Raw genomic sequence first — 14,561 nt, forward strand, 5'->3', positions numbered from 1 at the left:
CGGCTACGCGGCGAGTGAGCTATTCAACCCGTACGCGCTGCCGTCCGATCTTGTAGCTACCGCTCTTGGCACGGATCTGCTTGACATATTCGCTGGGCACATCCACCGTGGTGTGGCCTGCGTGGATGTCGATACGCCCGATGGCGCTTCCAGGCATTTTGGTGGCGCTGGCCAGCGTACCCACGACCTGCCCGGGCCGCGTGTTGTTGCGTTTGCCGGTGTTCAGGCGCAGGCGCACCATGCCGTCTTCGTGCGAGGCAACGGGCTGGTCTGCTTTCTTGGGGGATGCAGGGCGGTTCGCCTTCGCGCGCTGCTTGCGAGCCACCTGAAGGGCGGCAGCGGCTACGTCGAGCGGGTCATGGCCTTCGTCGGCCAGCGCATCTACGATAGCGCGCTCGCGTGAGGTGTTGTTGGATGCAATCCACTCGGACACCTCAGAACGCAGCTTTGCATCTCGATGCGTCTGCACATCCGATTCGCTCGGTACGTCGGTACGAACAATGGTTCGCTTGATGTGGCGCTCGGTGTGCTTCAGGCGCTTGTGGCGGTTCGGCGTAACGAGCGTAAGCGCCGTGCCTGAGCGTCCGGCGCGTCCGGTGCGGCCCACGCGGTGCACATACACCTGCGGGTCACGCGGCAGGTTGTAATTGAAGACATGCGACACATGGTCGATATCGAGTCCGCGAGCGGCCACGTTGGTGCCGACCAGAATGGTAATGGCACCGCTCCGAAAGCGATCCAGCATGCGCTGCCGCTCGGGCTGGTCCATCTCGCCGTTGAGCGCCCCGGCGTTGTATCCCTTCGACTGCAGCGTATCGGCGAGCCGGAAGGTGTCGTTGCGGGTGCGTGCAAACACAATGGCGCTGGTGATGTCTTCCGTCTCCAGCAGACGCATGAGCGCTGGTGTGCGGTCGCGCTTCGACACGGGATAGTAGCGCTGTTCAATGCTGGATACGGTGCGCTCCTTCGGCTCCAGGCGGCATGACTCGGGATTGTTCAGTTGCTGCTTGGCGAGACGCTGAAAGTCATTCGACATCGTCGCCGAAAAGAAAGCTGTCTGCCGCTCATCGGGAGTGGCGCTGAGGATCGCCTTGATGTCGTCGATAAAGCCCATGCTGAGCATCTCATCGGCTTCATCGAGCACGGCAACCTGAACGGTGCTCAGGTCGAGGGCCTTCTTCCGGATAAGATCGAGCATGCGTCCGGGCGTGCCCACAACCACATCTACGCCCTTCTTAAGACGGCGAATTTGGCGCTGGTACGGCTGTCCACCGTAGATCGGCAGGACCCGAATGTTTAGTCGGTTGCCATAGGTATAGACCGCCTCGGCGACTTGTTTGGCGAGTTCGCGCGTGGGGGTCACGACGATGCCACGGAGCGTGCCGGTGCCTTCTCCAAGGGTATGGAGCATCGGAAGCGCAAAAGCTGCGGTTTTACCCATGCCGGTCTGCGCCTGCCCGACGACATCGCGTCCCGCCAGTTGTGCGGGGATGAGGGCTTCTTGAATGGGGGTAGGAGTGGTGTAGCCGCGTTCGCTCACGGTTTCGGCGAGCGAGGCATTCAGCCCGAGGGCTGTAAAAGAGGTTGACATAACACTGTGCATATTCAGAACGGGCCTTCGCGAGATGGGCCTCAGCGATAGCCTGCGAAAAACAATCCGCCACTTCGTCCTGTCCAGCAATGAGCCGGAAAACCGCACATGAGCAGTGGGGCGTCGGCTCCTCAAACGAGTCGGACGACCCAGGGTGCGGAAACTATGTCCCTGTACACGATGCTGCCGAGCGAAGGATGTGCACAGCGCGTTTGCTTCGTGCGAACACTATGGGGATTTGTGTACCATACGTCAGTGCGCAACGTGACAGCGTGTTGTGGTACGTGTTTAACAACGTGCCATCCGAGACGCGTGCCGTCTCGACAGCATTCGCCTTACAGGGCGTCGGGGACGCAAGCGGGGACTCGCCTCCGGTTGCGTTATAAACCGTATCCCACACAATTCCAACTTTGACCTGTAACAGCGCAGCCGTAGATGCCCTTCAATTATTGGCTCCCAATTGATCCATCGCGTCATACACATTATCGCGATGGGTGGCTGGGTTACGGATTCCAAAAAATCGGACCTCTGCGTCGTCGGAGCCCGATGAATAGAACGATAGATCGCCCAGACCCAGGAGGCGTTGTCCCAGGCTCTGGTTCAGCTCTACGCTGCGCAGGTCGGCCAGCCGAATGCTTTGCTGATTGCGCGAGATGATTCCTTGATGGCGCGATATACGGTTTTCGTCGATGGTGAACCGCCACGAATAGCGCTGCATCAAGATATATCCATAGAACAAGACCGCCGCCCCTGCGCAGACCAACGCCACAGGGAGTCCGATGCCTGTGATTCCAATGATAATAGCAGCAATGATAAGTCCGTTGGCCAGAAAAAGGGTAGGCCAGTAGTTGCGCCAAGCAGGACGCAATGAAATCTCGACGTTAGCCATACAAGGTAGCGGGTATTTGTCAGTAGGTTGATGGGATGCCAACCTACAAAAGCATGAAGCGGCGATCAAATCATGGTGCAGGCAACGAACGCAGCATGTGCACGTAGCAGAAAACCACGTACGGTTTATGTATTCAACGGCTTCTATCTGTGGCTACCGACTTGCTTTCTCACGTTCAGTTCGATGATGATGGTCTTATAGCAGCAATTGTGCAAGACCATGCCACCGGCGACGTACTCATGATGGCGTATATGAATGCTGCAACTCTGCAAGAAACGCTCGACACCGGACGCATGGTGTACTGGAGTCGGTCGCGCCAAGCTGTGTGGCGTAAGGGCGAAACGAGCGGCAATGTGCAGCATGTCCGCGAGGTTCGCATCGACTGCGATGGCGATGTATTGCTCTTTCAAGTGGAACAGGTCGGCGATGCAGCGTGCCATACGGGCCATCGCTCGTGCTTCTATCGCCGCGTAGATGATGGCTCTCTCGTACGTGACGGTACACAAGTCTTTGATCCTGACGAGGTGTACGGCGCGTAGTCCCAAAGCCGGCGTATCAACAGAGCCTCCAATAAACCCTTCCATATGTTATGGCGGAAATACTCGATGTATTGGGGTCGTACTGGATCAAGTCCCGATCGTTGTGTAAAGAGGTCTTCTGTCAGGCTTCAAAGTTAAGCGGCTTTGGGTACGGGATTGTTGGGCTGCCTATCAGCGTATTCGAGCTGCGCTCTCCATTGGACGTACGCGTCCATGGTGAGGTATCTCCGGCCATGGCCCCACTCTTCGTGCTGTTCAGCACAGAGCGCTCCGATCAACCGCCAGGCCGATTGCATATTTGGAAAGATACGCACGACCTTCTCGCGCCTACGGATCTCCTCAATGAACCGTTCGATCATGTTGCTCGTCCGGAGGCGGCGCCGGTACTTCGCGGGAAGGGCCAGGACAGCGGTGGCGTCTTCGAAGCCCGCTTCCAGTACTTTGAGAGCAGTCGGGGCCTTCTCCTGAAGCTCGGGCGTGACTCGCTCCAGCGCTTTGCGCGCATCCTCTGGGCTTGGGGCCTCCAGGATCTTGTCAAGCATCTCATGTACGCGCTCTTTGCGGGAGGCCGGCACGCGGTCGACTACGTTGCGCCGAAAGTGGGCCTGGCAGCGTTGCCATATCGAACCCGGGAAGCAACGCTGTATCGCTCCGCGTAGCCCTTCATGAGCATCTGAGGTGATCACCTCCACGCCCGAGAGCCCACGCGCCTTCAGGTTCGAGAGGAAGGTTCTCCAGCCTTCGCCCGTCTCACGAAAGCCGACGTTGATCCCGAGAATCTCCCGGTAGCCCTCTTCACTGATTCCTATGGCAATCATCATGTAACCCCTAATCACCGTAGTGGATCGCACGGCCTGCTGACGCCGCACCTTCACCTGCATCGCATCGACAATGAGGAAGGGGTATTCATGCTCTAACTCACGTTCGGCCCAGGCTGCTACCTGCTCATCAAGGGTCTGCGCCAGGCGCGAGACGGTCTGTCGGCTAAAGCGTCGCCCGCACAGCTCATTGGTAATCTTCTTCACCTTGCGGGTCGAGACGCCCTGGACCACCATCTCCATCAAGGCCAGCACGAGGGCTTTCTCGTTGCGTTGATAGCGCTCAAAGAGTTCCGTTTTGAAGGTGCCTTTGCGATCACGGGGCACCTCCAGTTCGAGCGTTCCAACACGCGTAGTGAGCTTGCGTGTGTAGGACCCATTGCGGTACCCCCGGCGCTGCTCGGTTTGTTCACTGGGTCCGGCACCGAGGTGCGCAGTCATCTCTGCCTGAAGCAACTGATTGAACAGCGCCTCGGTCAACACCTCCATGCCGCGCTCGCCAAAAAGCATCGCTTGGATTTTCTCTTCTGATATCGTAAACTGTAAGTCGGCCATCGTTGGTATGTTAGGTTTGTGATTGGTGGATCTTTCTATAACCTAACAGAAGACGGTGGCTTTTTTCTATCGGCTCGACTGCTTTACACAAGAATAAGGACTCAACCTCGTACTGGTGGGTGCTTGTCATTCTGATTGTATTCGTGTACAGCGCGTTTGAAGAGTGGCTGTCGTTTAAATCAAAGCAGCGCGAATTGGGAGCGTCAGCAGACGACTTAGAAGACCGATTAGATGCGATGCAACGGGAGTGGGATGCTGAGCGGGCCCAGCTTAAGCAGCGCATTGAGCATCTGGAAACAATTGTCACGAGCGAAACCTGGGATGCGCTCCACGACGACGCCACGGTGCCGCTTACGGATCAGCACGAGGAGCCATCACAGCAAGAGAAAGCAGAACGAGTGGCTCGCCATCTGCGCAACCGCTAAGCACGCTAGTGCTCTGTCACCCCTGAATGTTAGAGTACGGAGACCGTGACAAATTTTGTGTCCCAACCCCCACCAAAAAAACCTGTCATGGTGAGCGAAGCCGTACCCTCTCCTCTGCGTTCATCATCTTAGGGTCGAGTGGGCAGCCTTCCTTCTCTTGCTGTCATCCCGACGCCCCCGGCGGAGGGATCTCAACGTTCGCCGTCCACCCATCTGACACCGCGCACAAGCCCCCCGCTCTCCTGCAACGAGAACACGCGGAAACAGAAGGACGCAGAGCGTCCGCATTTCGTCGCGACGCGGAGGGGCCGAAGGTCATGCCGGTTGTACATCGCGACGAGGGGGCAAGGGGGGGCGTTTTGCTCGGTACGTTAGGGTGCAGCGTTACCTGAAGATTGACCTGTGACAGAGCACTAGTTAGGTGCGTGAGACACTCGCCCAGCGGCATCAGCAGATACGGGCAGTTCGAAGGCGAATGTCGATCCTTGGCCCTCTACGCTTTCTATCTGGAGCTGGGTGTTGTGTGCTCCCAACAGGTGCTTGACGATAGAAAGCCCCAGTCCCGATCCTCCACGGTGACGGGCCCGGCTTTTGTCAACGCGATAAAACCGCTCGGTCAGTCGATTTAGGTGCTCGGAAGCAATGCCAATTCCGTCATCTTCTACAGCAACTCGAACGCCCTCTCCAACGTGTTCTGCACGCAGGTGAACGTATCCGCTCGCTGTGTTGTACTTAATGGCGTTCTCAGTTAGGTTAGCGAGCACTTGTCGGATGCGCTCGCGATCGGCATGGGCGGGAGGCAAAGCAGACGGTACGGTAGAACGTAATGTGATGCCATGTTTTTCAGCTTTGGGACCCAGCATCTCAATCACTTCATGCATCAACGATTCAATGTCAACCGCTTCGATTTCAAGTGCCAACTGTTCGGTTTCGATGCGTGCGATCTGCGAAAGGTCGCTTGCCAACTGGTCGAGGCGCTGCGTGTTACGCATGATCTTTTCCAGAAAGGAACGGTTCACCGTCTCATCTTCAAGCGCCCCATCGAGTAAAGTCTCGGTAAACCCCTGAATTGAGAAAATGGGTGTTTTGAGTTCGTGCGACACGTTGCCGATAAACTCTCGTCGATACGTTTCCATGCGCCGCATATCATCAATCTCGCGGCTAATCATCTGTCCTGTTTGATACAGCTCCCATAGCAAGGCGTCGAGTTCGTCGCCACGGGGCGAGGGGCTGTCGCTGAGCGCCTCAAATTGATGGGCGCGCAAGTGTTTGAGGGTTGTTCGGAACTGCCGTAAACGGCGGGCCACGATCCACCACACAAATCCATAGGCCACGCCACCAAGTCCGGCGGCGCTCAACCCAACCACGGGCCACGATGCCTGAAGCATCAAAGCCCCGAGTGCTCCGACAAGGGCAACCGGGAGGGCAACTTTACAAGCAAGCCAATACGGATGGTGCGGCCAGCTTAACATAGGCTATCGCTGGTTGGATAAACCCGTAGGCTCAAGACGATCAGGCAGATGCGCTGTAAGGTCGGTAAGAGGCGGAGTTGGGGCTTCTTGAAAGCACTCAAACCGCACGCCGTCTCGCACGCTATCGAGCGGACGATGTTTTTCGATCACGGGCAGGTACGTTTCGTAGCAATGCAGGGCGGTGCGTGCCGTTTCCAGGTCGTTGTCAGAAACCGGTACGATGCAGTCGATGGCTTCGTCGGGCGAGCCGGTAAGATGTTCAGGACGGTCGCTGTCTTCGGCTTGTAACGTGAAAAAAGCCAGGCGCTTTACATCGACAACGCCGTCGCGTAGGGCAGCGCACACAACACGCTTTACGATGGCATGCGTTACAAGGTGGTCGGGGTGCCCACTGATGCCGTGAACGGCGTAGGTAACGACGACATCCGGTTGGAGGCGCACCATATGCTGCCGCACGACGGTTTCTATATTCAGCGGCGACAGGTCAGCGAGTTCGCCGTCGGGTAAGTTGAGTACGTTGAGCGAGCTTAAGTCGAGCGCCTCTGCCACGTGCTGCATTTCTCGGAATCGAACGGCTCCCATTTCGTCTTTTGAGTACTCCAGACGGTGCCGTTGCTTGGTTGCCTCGCCCCGTGTGAGCGTAAGAAGGTGCACATCGTGTCCCGCGGCCCGCTGACGTGCAAGGGCAGGCGCGGGGCCGAAGCATTCGTCATCGGGATGCGGAAATACGTAAAGCAGTGTGGCCATACAGGGATGGAAGTATGAGAAGAAGGCTATCTGTTAAAGACGTTCTGCTACCTACAGAATGAATACGTGAGGAGGTCAGTGCAAGATGCTAGGAGTCCTGCTGTTGTGCTGGGGCGGGCTCATCGGCGTCTTCAATGACTTGGCGAAAGGTGGTGCGCCCGGTGCGCAGCATCCGCCGTACGTACGGATGGCACAGTTGACAGTTATGGCCAAAGCATGCGATCTCCTGCAATTCAGCTACGGTAGATGCTCCTGTATCTTGTGCAATGATGTGCAGCCGTTCAAATGGCACGCTGTAGCAATAGCAACGGTCAATTGTTACAGACATAACGCGCTGGATTGACAGGTGGAGCAAAGTAGAGTAATGGAAAACGGGCGATTCAAGCGCAAGCCCCACAACTTGATAGTACGTACTGTTTATTCGCCATCGAATCAGGCTTGATACGATACTAGGTAGCTCAAAAGAAATATATTTACACCTTGTCATCGCGAGGAAGGAGCCTGCGACTGACGTGGCGCTGTGAGCGGCAGCGAACGAGTACTCCTGGGGTGCGATCTCATGCCCCCGACCTGGACGGTGCTGTCCGGCTTGATGGCACAAGATTGCCGCGTCGCTAGCGCTCCTCGCAATGACATAATCAAAGATACTTTTGTGGGTCTACTTAGAGCCGGAGCCACCATACCGTATCCTCTATTACACATAGGTGCTGCTTACCGAATCGTTTACTCTTCTTCGGCGGATAGTACAAGATGCGCAGGTGCGATGCCTGCGTCATAGCTTTGGAGCTGCGCGCCCTCGCGATCGTGCACTGTAATCGTACCAGGGTCAGCAAATGGGTTGTCGGGGTCGGGGCGTCCTAGATACAGTTGGTCATTGATGGGGGCGTAGGCAAGCGCTCCAATCGGTGGGCCATCAATGGGAATTTGTGTGGTTTCGGAGGGAACGTCCTGGCCATTTTCAGAGCGGGGCAGAATGTATCGCACTACGGTGTTTCCTTCGAGGGTAACGTACAGCTCCTGGTTAAACCCGTCAAAAAAGGCACGCTGCCGGTCGGCGGCAGAGGTAAGTTGGCCAGGCAAGTCGACTACATCTTCAGCCACAGCTGTCAGTGGATTGATGGTAAGCAACGTACCGTTGGTTTCTTCGACAACCTCTCCCTCCTCATTGTGGATCGTGGCTCCGCTGCAGGCTAGCACCAGTCTTTCTTGTCGGCTTGTGAACAGGGCACGCCCCCCATCGCAATCGGGGTTGATAGCCCCTTCTAAAGAGTATGTCCCCCGTTGAAAGATGGGAATCTGTGTCGCCTGTTCTCCATCCTCGTTTATTCCGCTCGTTGCAATGAACAGGCTGCTTCCTATGACGGTTAGCCCTTCAGGCGGTAAGTCCAGTTCGAGGCGTTCTTCAACCGTGCGTTCATTTACATTCACCACAACCACTTCAGGATTGGGGGGCTCTGCGTCAGCATTGTAGCTGGTGGCATACAGTCTAAATCCGTCAGTAATTATGTGCCGAGGGTGTTCAATGTCCTCGATGCGGCCTACTTCTTCTTTGGTCTCCAGGTCAAAAATTCCAATAGCCGATTCCTCCTCAAAAGCCACAAAAAGCTGGGTGTCGGTGACAACGTGGCTTTGGATAGAGGACGAAAAAGAGGGTGTTGTGCTAGCGGTTCCTTCTTCAGGGTCAATCGATGTAAGGCTACTTGTGCCTTCTCCAAAAGCCCCCGCATTTGCGCTGATCACTTCTGCAAGGCGGAAGGTGCTCTGTTCACCTGTCTCTACGTCTGTCAGGTTATCGCACCCAATCAACAGAACAATTAAGACACTGCCTACGACTATAGGCATCGTAGACCGTGCAAATATCGGAATACCGTTCATATTAGCGACCTCATGGACCAATCAGGCAAAAGCAGGCTGAGCGTGGGCACATCTTCCATTGGCGAAGTTATCCAACGTAATGGTGCATCACTTGCTATACCGCTGATGGTGGATTTCGATTCGCTGTGCAGAAGCTCCGGCGATATCTACTCCGCATATCCCGTTCGTGTATGGAGGGGAGCGCTGTCACAAGTCAGCTGTCACAAATCAATCATAGAATATGCCCTTGTGTCGATGCGCCAACAGCAGCACGTTGCTAAACAGATACGACGCGGGAGCGTCTCCGCAGGCGTCGCGACGCAGAGCATCGCGACGAGAGCGATACTGTTCGCTTAGAGCCTAAAGTCAAGAGAGACCTATCACCAGAGACCCATCACCAGCCTGCTTGCCTGCGGTCCGCAGTACGTGTGATTACTCTTGGGCGACACGGACTTCAATGTGTCCGGGAGCAATGCCAGCGTTGAACGACTCGATTTCGGCGCCGCCGGGTTCATGTACGGTTACCGTTCCGGCTGCTCCAAACGGATCATTGGGGGCGGGGCGCCCCAAGTACAGTTGGTCTTCCACCCCGTCATACGCAATCGCTCCAATCGGGTCCCCTTCGACGTCAATCGTCTCCAGATCGTTTGTGGCGGGATCGTAGCGTAGCACGGTCGTACCGTTGATGACAGCAAACATAGCGTTGTTCACAAAATCAAAGGCTACGCGTTGTTGTGCACTGGCCGAGGTGAGCTGGCCGTCGAGGTCTTGCTCATCAATAATTGAGCCATCGGTGTCCATTAAGCGAATAGCGCCGTCGGTTTCGTCGATGACCTCGAAGTCGTCGTTGAAGATGGTGGCTCCAGTACATGCCACAACAATTCGATTTTGCGTGTCGGGAAACAGCGCACGCGGAGCATCGCACTCTGGATCGAACGTCTCAACGACCTCGCGTTCGTTGCGGTCAATTACCACAATGGAGCCGTCTTCGTTACCCATCGCCACATACACACGGTCGTCAATCACCATGAGGCCTTCGGGGTTTTCATCGAGTTCGATGCGTGCTTCTACCGTACGCTCAGGCACGTTCGCCTCGACAACTTCAGGCGCGGATTCGCCGCTAAAGTCTTGTCGGGTTATATATGCAACCGTACCGTCTGATATAATGGTGCGGGGATTTTCGATGTCGGTGATGGAGCCAAGCTCGGCGGCCTCTTCCAGATCAAAGATGCCAACGGTGGCCGTTTCGCCAAACGCCACTAAGAACTGGTCTTGTAAAACGGTGTGACTCTGAATGTACGAATCGAATGTGTCTGTGGTAGTCGGATCTTGTTCGCCTGTGGGGTCAATGAATGTAAGACTGCTGTTTGCACCGCCAAAGGCGCCCGCATTCGCTACAATGACATCAGAGGATTGAAGCGCGGGAAAGCCGTCGTCAGTGTCTGCAAAGTCGCATCCGGCCAGCACGAGCAGGATGGCAGAAAGCAGAATCAGAGGATGGATCAGTCGGGTGCGTAGCATAGGTGTAAAGCGTAAACGGTTCAACTATAGCGTTATGTGTAGCGCAAGGTGCGCATGCTGTGGAGGCACCGGCTGGTTGTTCAGCACGGTGTATTCGACATCAAACAGGTTATTGATTTCCAGTTGGATAGCGAGCGTCATGTTGTCGTACGTATGGCGGATGCGCAGTTGAGCATCAGTTGTTAGATAGGGGGGCTGCGACTGCGACCCGTCGCTGGTGGTGTAGCGGCGTCCTACATAGCGTGTGGTGGCGCCTGCTTCGACAGGACCCATGGTAATTGTTGCATGGGGCTTGACCATGGCTGTGGGTACGTAGCGCAGCGGTTGGTTATACGAAGAGGCGTCGGGAGTAGAGCGATTCCGAGTTTGGGTGTAGGTGGCGTTTAGGCCGGTGTCCAGGTGGATGAAGGAGGCAACGCGCCATTGCGTGCTGGCTGTTGCTTCCACGCCGTGCGTACGTACACGCTCTATGTTACGGGGACTCCACACGCCGTTTTGGCCAGCCTGCCACACAATGCGGTCGGTATGGTGTTGCTGAAAAACAGTAGCCTCTACGCGTGTGGTCTGGTGGTGCCAACGCAGTCCCACATCCAGGCTCCACCCGCGTTCGGGGCGTAGGTCGGGTTGGCCGCCGGGCTGCCAGTAGCGGTCGTTGAGGGTGGACATGCGAAACGAACGCCCGGCATGCGCATGCAGGCGAAGGGCATCGTACGTGGGCCACGGTGTTGCGTTGAGGCCCAACCGTGGCGTAAGCGCCATGCGGTTGGTGCCGTCTGATACGCGATACGCATCGGCTCGGAGGGCAGGGAACAGCCGGATATGGTCCCACGAGCCTACGGTGCTAGCAAATGCGCTCATGTGTTGCTGCGTGGCCGCAGTGCGCAGGCTTGGGTGCTCGGCCCAATCAGACTGCACACGCAGTCCCTGGTTGAGTGCCCATCGCGAACTCATAGCTCCCTCCCATTCAGCCTCGGCCTGCGCGCTGTACGTATGCCCGGTGTCGTCGATGTTTTGAGAGGGATTCTGGTAGCGAATAGCATCATACTGTCCGAAGGCCCGTGTGGTGAGCGTACCGCTGGCCAGGCGCCACCGATGGTGGCCCCATACACGCAGGGTGCGGTCGTGCTGCCGTTCATCATTCTGCACCACTCCGCGCCCGCCAGGCAGCCCACGGTCGGTTTCGGTGTAGAGTCCCGCGAAGCGCGTCCGGTCGGTGTCGGCGGTATGCAGCGTGGCATAGGCGCTCACGTGAGCCCGGTCGGCATTGGCTCGGCGGCGGTCATCGAACGGAAAGTCGCCTTCGTGCTGCTGATAGGTTACCGCGGCGGTTCCAGCCCAGGTTGTGCCTCGCGTACCTGCATGCAACCGCGCCTGCCGGTGGCCATAGGCACCGGCTTCGGTTGTAAGCCCTACCGTAGGCTCCGAAGGGGTGCGCGTACGCAGTTGCACGGCTCCGCCCATGCCGTCGCTGCCGTACAGGGGAGCCGCAGGGCCATGCATCACCTCTACGGTTTCTAGCAATGATGTGGGCAATATCGACAGGTCGGTCTGGCCGAGTTGCGGATTCGCGATGCGGTGGCCATCTAAGAGCAAGAGGGTTTGCGAGGCGCCGGCCCCCCGCACCGAGGCAGTAGCGCTGCCATACGCACTTGCCCTACGCACATGCACGCCGGCGCGCCGTTCTAATAGATCGGCTACGCTGTATCCGCCCGTGCGTGCGAGTGCGGTGGAGTCAAAACGTGTGACAGGAGCGGGAAGGTCGTGCAGCGCGGTGGGAATGCGTGTGGCGGTGACGGTAAGACCGGGCAGGTCCACATGCCACGCTGTGGTGTCGGGCGGTGCGTTGGTATCCGACGAGGCATCGGGGGGAAATGAGTGGGAGGGAGTTGCAGCGGTCGCATGGCTGCCCACGGTAAGCATGCCCCATACAAGTAGCGCAACGATCCATTGATATATCGCCATGCCGCATGATGGGAGGGTCGCTGTCCCCACGCACCATGCATGACATCCAGCGGATGCACACATGCTGGGCCGCCGATGCCGGCCGGTGCGATATATCAACAGAGGTATGCCTTACCTATGGCATACCACGCAAATGGGCTCAACGCCGCTCCCTCTAGTCCCGGAGGAAGGTGACGAGTCGGCATCGCAGGCAGGTCTCCTGGCTTATCGAACGAACAGGGAGTTCCCATAGGCGCCGTCAATAAGGCATGATCCTTCCCACAGGCAACAGACCTGCAGTGGATATGCATCTTGACTACGCCGTTCGATTCACAGTTGCGGGTACAGCTCTCGATTCAGGCATGCGGCCCTCACGAAATTCCCTTTTCATCACTGCCATCATGCAGCGAACCTGTGATGCGGCAAGGCGGCATGCGGTAAAGCATCCACGCTTGCATCTAATAGTATAGCACGCCTCCGGGCAAAGAGTCCACTGCTTCACGCAATCCGAAAACAGAGGTGCCTATCCTCGCAGTCGACGGGCCCACTGGGCCGCGATGTCGGAGGCGTCCGAAGCATCGGGCGTGCGATCTGCTGAAGGTGGATCGAGGGGAGCCGCGTCGTCCGAGAAGCGGTCCCAAGCTTCGTGGGTTACGATGGTTTCGAGGTGCTGGATACGTTCGGTAAGGCGCTCATGCGTCACGTGTGCATCGGCCAGGTCGCTCTCCAACTGGTTTACGGTATCCTTTAGATGCTCCACTTCGGTGTGGCTGACCGGGTCGGTGGTGCCTTGCATTTCAGCCCGTTTAGCAACCCAGGTGCGCATCATGTCGCGCACGAAGTAGGCAATTAAGGCCAGCAGGAGCACCGTGTAGAGGTTCATGGGTCAGACCGATAGTGCTTGAGCGGTTAAGAGGAGGCTTAGGCGGTAGCAGCGGTGGGCAGTTTCATATCCTGCAGAATGCGTTCCATGCCCGCCGCAAACTTTTTGGATCCGCCATGGGAGGGGTGTCGCACGTACACCGATTCCACCCCGATCTCGTTGAACGCCCGCTCGGCTTTGCGTCCGATGGCTACAATGCGCTCGGGTTGCATGATGTCGAGCAAACCGTTCGTGAGGTCGTGCCAGGCGCGCACCTCAGTGCGACGGGGTGTGCGAATGGTGAGGGGATCGTCCGTGTCATGCGGATGCAGCGGCATGCTGTTCCAGATAAAAAAGTGCGGAAACGCCGGTGTCATCACGCGCCAGAAGATAGAGCCGCTGTACTCGGTGTGCGGCTCATCAGCGGTGCTGGTGCGCTGCCCCGATAGCGGAAAGGCATCATCAAGCAGTTGGTCTTCGCTCGTAATTGGGATGCCTGTGAAGCGGCATCCCCATGGTCCGGGAGCCTCGGCCATCATGAACAGGCGTGGGTCTTGCAGCGCGTCAAGGTAGCCACGCAGGTTGGCCCGTCGCACCGCTGGCGCCCCCGGCTGATCCAGTTCCGGATGGCGATCGTGGTACGGGTTGAACGCTTCTTTCGTTGAGGGAATGTCGAACAGATGCGTATCCAGAAGGGACCAGCAGGACTCAGTCATACAAGGTGGATAGATGGCCAATAAGCGCGCAGCATGCAGTACGCACCGACCACTGAAGCCGTTGCATGAACGCTCTGTAGACGCGAAGCCGCCGTCGGTTGCAGGCTCCCTTCTCGTGATGACAATGTTGGTCCCTAACATTCAGAGGAGGCACCTACTGCTCTGTCACACCTGATTGTTAGGGTATGGAGACCGTCCGAAACTCTGTATCCCAACCCCCTTCCAAAAAACCTGTCATGGTGAGCGCCCTGACCGCAGGGAAGAAGTGCTTTTAGAGTGCACGCGACGGGCCCAGCCCGGAGCACGTCGAACCATCTCCCCGACGCTCAGCAGGCTCTGATCGATCGAGTGGCCCTGCTCATTTCGAGGGAGATCTTTACTCACTGCGTTCATCAGTCGCTTCGCTCGTGTCAGGACTCCGCACCTGCTAGACGCAGTTGCTCCGCTCAAGATGACATCATTAAGACGGGGGTGTTGCAACCCGAAGATTGGGCTGTGACAGAGTACTACTGCTGTGTTACGCCTGAATCTTAGGTTAAAGCTTGAGCTATCAACGCTTATAGTCATCCCGGCCAAGACGCCCCAGCGCCGCAGAGACGAGATTCCCCCTGACAACGCAGTCGGATTATTG

13 protein-coding genes and 1 riboswitch are annotated in these 14,561 nt (G+C 57.2%); of the genes, 2 read left to right on the plus strand and 11 right to left on the minus strand.

Features of this window, described 5'->3' with window-relative positions; genetic code table 11:
- Positions 1 to 19: 19 nt before the first annotated feature.
- Together ACZ5AL_RS03150 and ACZ5AL_RS03155 are read right to left on the minus strand one after the other, a co-directional pair.
- Positions 20 to 1,591, minus strand: a complete 1,572-nt coding sequence (locus ACZ5AL_RS03150; protein ID WP_464512122.1) for a DEAD/DEAH box helicase — start codon at positions 1,589 to 1,591, stop codon at positions 20 to 22.
- 442 nt (positions 1,592 to 2,033) lie between these two features.
- A complete protein-coding gene (locus ACZ5AL_RS03155; protein ID WP_464512124.1) occupies positions 2,034 to 2,480 on the minus strand; it encodes a PH domain-containing protein in 447 nt (148 codons plus the stop codon).
- 149 nt (positions 2,481 to 2,629) lie between these two features.
- On the opposite strand from ACZ5AL_RS03155, the gene hisI reads away from it, so the two are divergent.
- On the plus strand, positions 2,630 to 3,019 hold the full coding sequence (hisI, locus tag ACZ5AL_RS03160; RefSeq protein WP_464512125.1) for a phosphoribosyl-AMP cyclohydrolase: 390 nt from the start codon (positions 2,630 to 2,632) through the stop codon (positions 3,017 to 3,019).
- 134 nt (positions 3,020 to 3,153) lie between these two features.
- Here the strand turns inward: hisI and ACZ5AL_RS03165 are convergent, their stop codons facing one another.
- Positions 3,154 to 4,392, minus strand: a complete 1,239-nt coding sequence (locus ACZ5AL_RS03165; RefSeq protein ID WP_464511429.1) for an IS256 family transposase — start codon at positions 4,390 to 4,392, stop codon at positions 3,154 to 3,156.
- Positions 4,393 to 4,511: 119 nt separating this feature from the next.
- On the opposite strand from ACZ5AL_RS03165, the gene ACZ5AL_RS03170 reads away from it, so the two are divergent.
- Positions 4,512 to 4,817, plus strand: coding sequence for a hypothetical protein (locus tag ACZ5AL_RS03170; protein ID WP_464512126.1), 306 nt, complete (start codon positions 4,512 to 4,514; stop codon positions 4,815 to 4,817).
- A gap of 413 nt (positions 4,818 to 5,230) precedes the next feature.
- Here ACZ5AL_RS03170 and ACZ5AL_RS03175 read toward each other — a convergent pair whose 3' ends face one another.
- The 8 genes from ACZ5AL_RS03175 to ACZ5AL_RS03210 form a co-directional block, all read right to left on the minus strand.
- Positions 5,231 to 6,205 carry a sensor histidine kinase gene (locus ACZ5AL_RS03175; RefSeq protein WP_464512127.1) on the minus strand — a complete coding sequence of 325 codons (975 nt, stop codon included), beginning with the start codon at positions 6,203 to 6,205 and terminating at the stop codon, positions 5,231 to 5,233.
- Between the two features lie 87 nt (positions 6,206 to 6,292).
- Positions 6,293 to 7,036 carry a PIG-L deacetylase family protein gene (locus tag ACZ5AL_RS03180; protein ID WP_464512128.1) on the minus strand — a complete coding sequence of 248 codons (744 nt, stop codon included), beginning with the start codon at positions 7,034 to 7,036 and terminating at the stop codon, positions 6,293 to 6,295.
- Positions 7,037 to 7,124: 88 nt separating this feature from the next.
- Positions 7,125 to 7,364 (minus strand): (2Fe-2S)-binding protein, encoded by a 240-nt coding sequence (locus ACZ5AL_RS03185; protein WP_464512129.1) that lies wholly within the window; start codon positions 7,362 to 7,364, stop codon positions 7,125 to 7,127.
- A gap of 395 nt (positions 7,365 to 7,759) precedes the next feature.
- Positions 7,760 to 8,878 carry a YncE family protein gene (locus ACZ5AL_RS03190; protein ID WP_464512130.1) on the minus strand — a complete coding sequence of 373 codons (1,119 nt, stop codon included), beginning with the start codon at positions 8,876 to 8,878 and terminating at the stop codon, positions 7,760 to 7,762.
- Positions 8,879 to 9,322: 444 nt separating this feature from the next.
- Positions 9,323 to 10,411: a hypothetical protein gene (locus ACZ5AL_RS03195; RefSeq protein WP_464512132.1), complete on the minus strand. Its 1,089-nt coding sequence runs from the start codon at positions 10,409 to 10,411 to the stop codon at positions 9,323 to 9,325.
- A gap of 24 nt (positions 10,412 to 10,435) precedes the next feature.
- Positions 10,436 to 12,373 carry a TonB-dependent receptor plug domain-containing protein gene (locus ACZ5AL_RS03200; RefSeq protein WP_464512133.1) on the minus strand — a complete coding sequence of 646 codons (1,938 nt, stop codon included), beginning with the start codon at positions 12,371 to 12,373 and terminating at the stop codon, positions 10,436 to 10,438.
- A 172-nt stretch (positions 12,374 to 12,545) separates the two neighbouring features.
- Positions 12,546 to 12,783: riboswitch (cobalamin riboswitch) on the minus strand.
- Between the two features lie 92 nt (positions 12,784 to 12,875).
- Entirely contained in the window at positions 12,876 to 13,235 is a 360-nt protein-coding gene (locus ACZ5AL_RS03205) for a hypothetical protein (protein ID WP_464512134.1), read from the minus strand.
- Between the two features lie 38 nt (positions 13,236 to 13,273).
- Positions 13,274 to 13,930, minus strand: coding sequence for a uracil-DNA glycosylase (locus tag ACZ5AL_RS03210; RefSeq protein ID WP_464512135.1), 657 nt, complete (start codon positions 13,928 to 13,930; stop codon positions 13,274 to 13,276).
- Positions 13,931 to 14,561 lie beyond the last annotated feature (631 nt).

Source organism: Natronotalea proteinilytica (genome assembly GCF_055379935.1).

Coding starts and splice junctions, on each gene's coding strand:
- ACZ5AL_RS03150 (WP_464512122.1), bottom strand. CDS start 1,591: ATGTCAACCTCTTTTACAGCCCTCGGGCTGAATGCCTCGCTCGCCGAA.
- ACZ5AL_RS03210 (WP_464512135.1), bottom strand. CDS start 13,930: ATGACTGAGTCCTGCTGGTCCCTTCTGGATACGCATCTGTTCGACATT.
- ACZ5AL_RS03195 (WP_464512132.1), bottom strand. CDS start 10,411: ATGCTACGCACCCGACTGATCCATCCTCTGATTCTGCTTTCTGCCATC.
- ACZ5AL_RS03175 (WP_464512127.1), bottom strand. CDS start 6,205: ATGCTTCAGGCATCGTGGCCCGTGGTTGGGTTGAGCGCCGCCGGACTT.
- ACZ5AL_RS03205 (WP_464512134.1), bottom strand. CDS start 13,235: ATGAACCTCTACACGGTGCTCCTGCTGGCCTTAATTGCCTACTTCGTG.
- ACZ5AL_RS03155 (WP_464512124.1), bottom strand. CDS start 2,480: ATGGCTAACGTCGAGATTTCATTGCGTCCTGCTTGGCGCAACTACTGG.
- ACZ5AL_RS03165 (WP_464511429.1), bottom strand. CDS start 4,392: ATGGCCGACTTACAGTTTACGATATCAGAAGAGAAAATCCAAGCGATG.
- ACZ5AL_RS03200 (WP_464512133.1), bottom strand. CDS start 12,373: ATGGCGATATATCAATGGATCGTTGCGCTACTTGTATGGGGCATGCTT.
- ACZ5AL_RS03185 (WP_464512129.1), bottom strand. CDS start 7,364: ATGTCTGTAACAATTGACCGTTGCTATTGCTACAGCGTGCCATTTGAA.
- ACZ5AL_RS03180 (WP_464512128.1), bottom strand. CDS start 7,036: ATGGCCACACTGCTTTACGTATTTCCGCATCCCGATGACGAATGCTTC.
- ACZ5AL_RS03190 (WP_464512130.1), bottom strand. CDS start 8,878: ATGCCTATAGTCGTAGGCAGTGTCTTAATTGTTCTGTTGATTGGGTGC.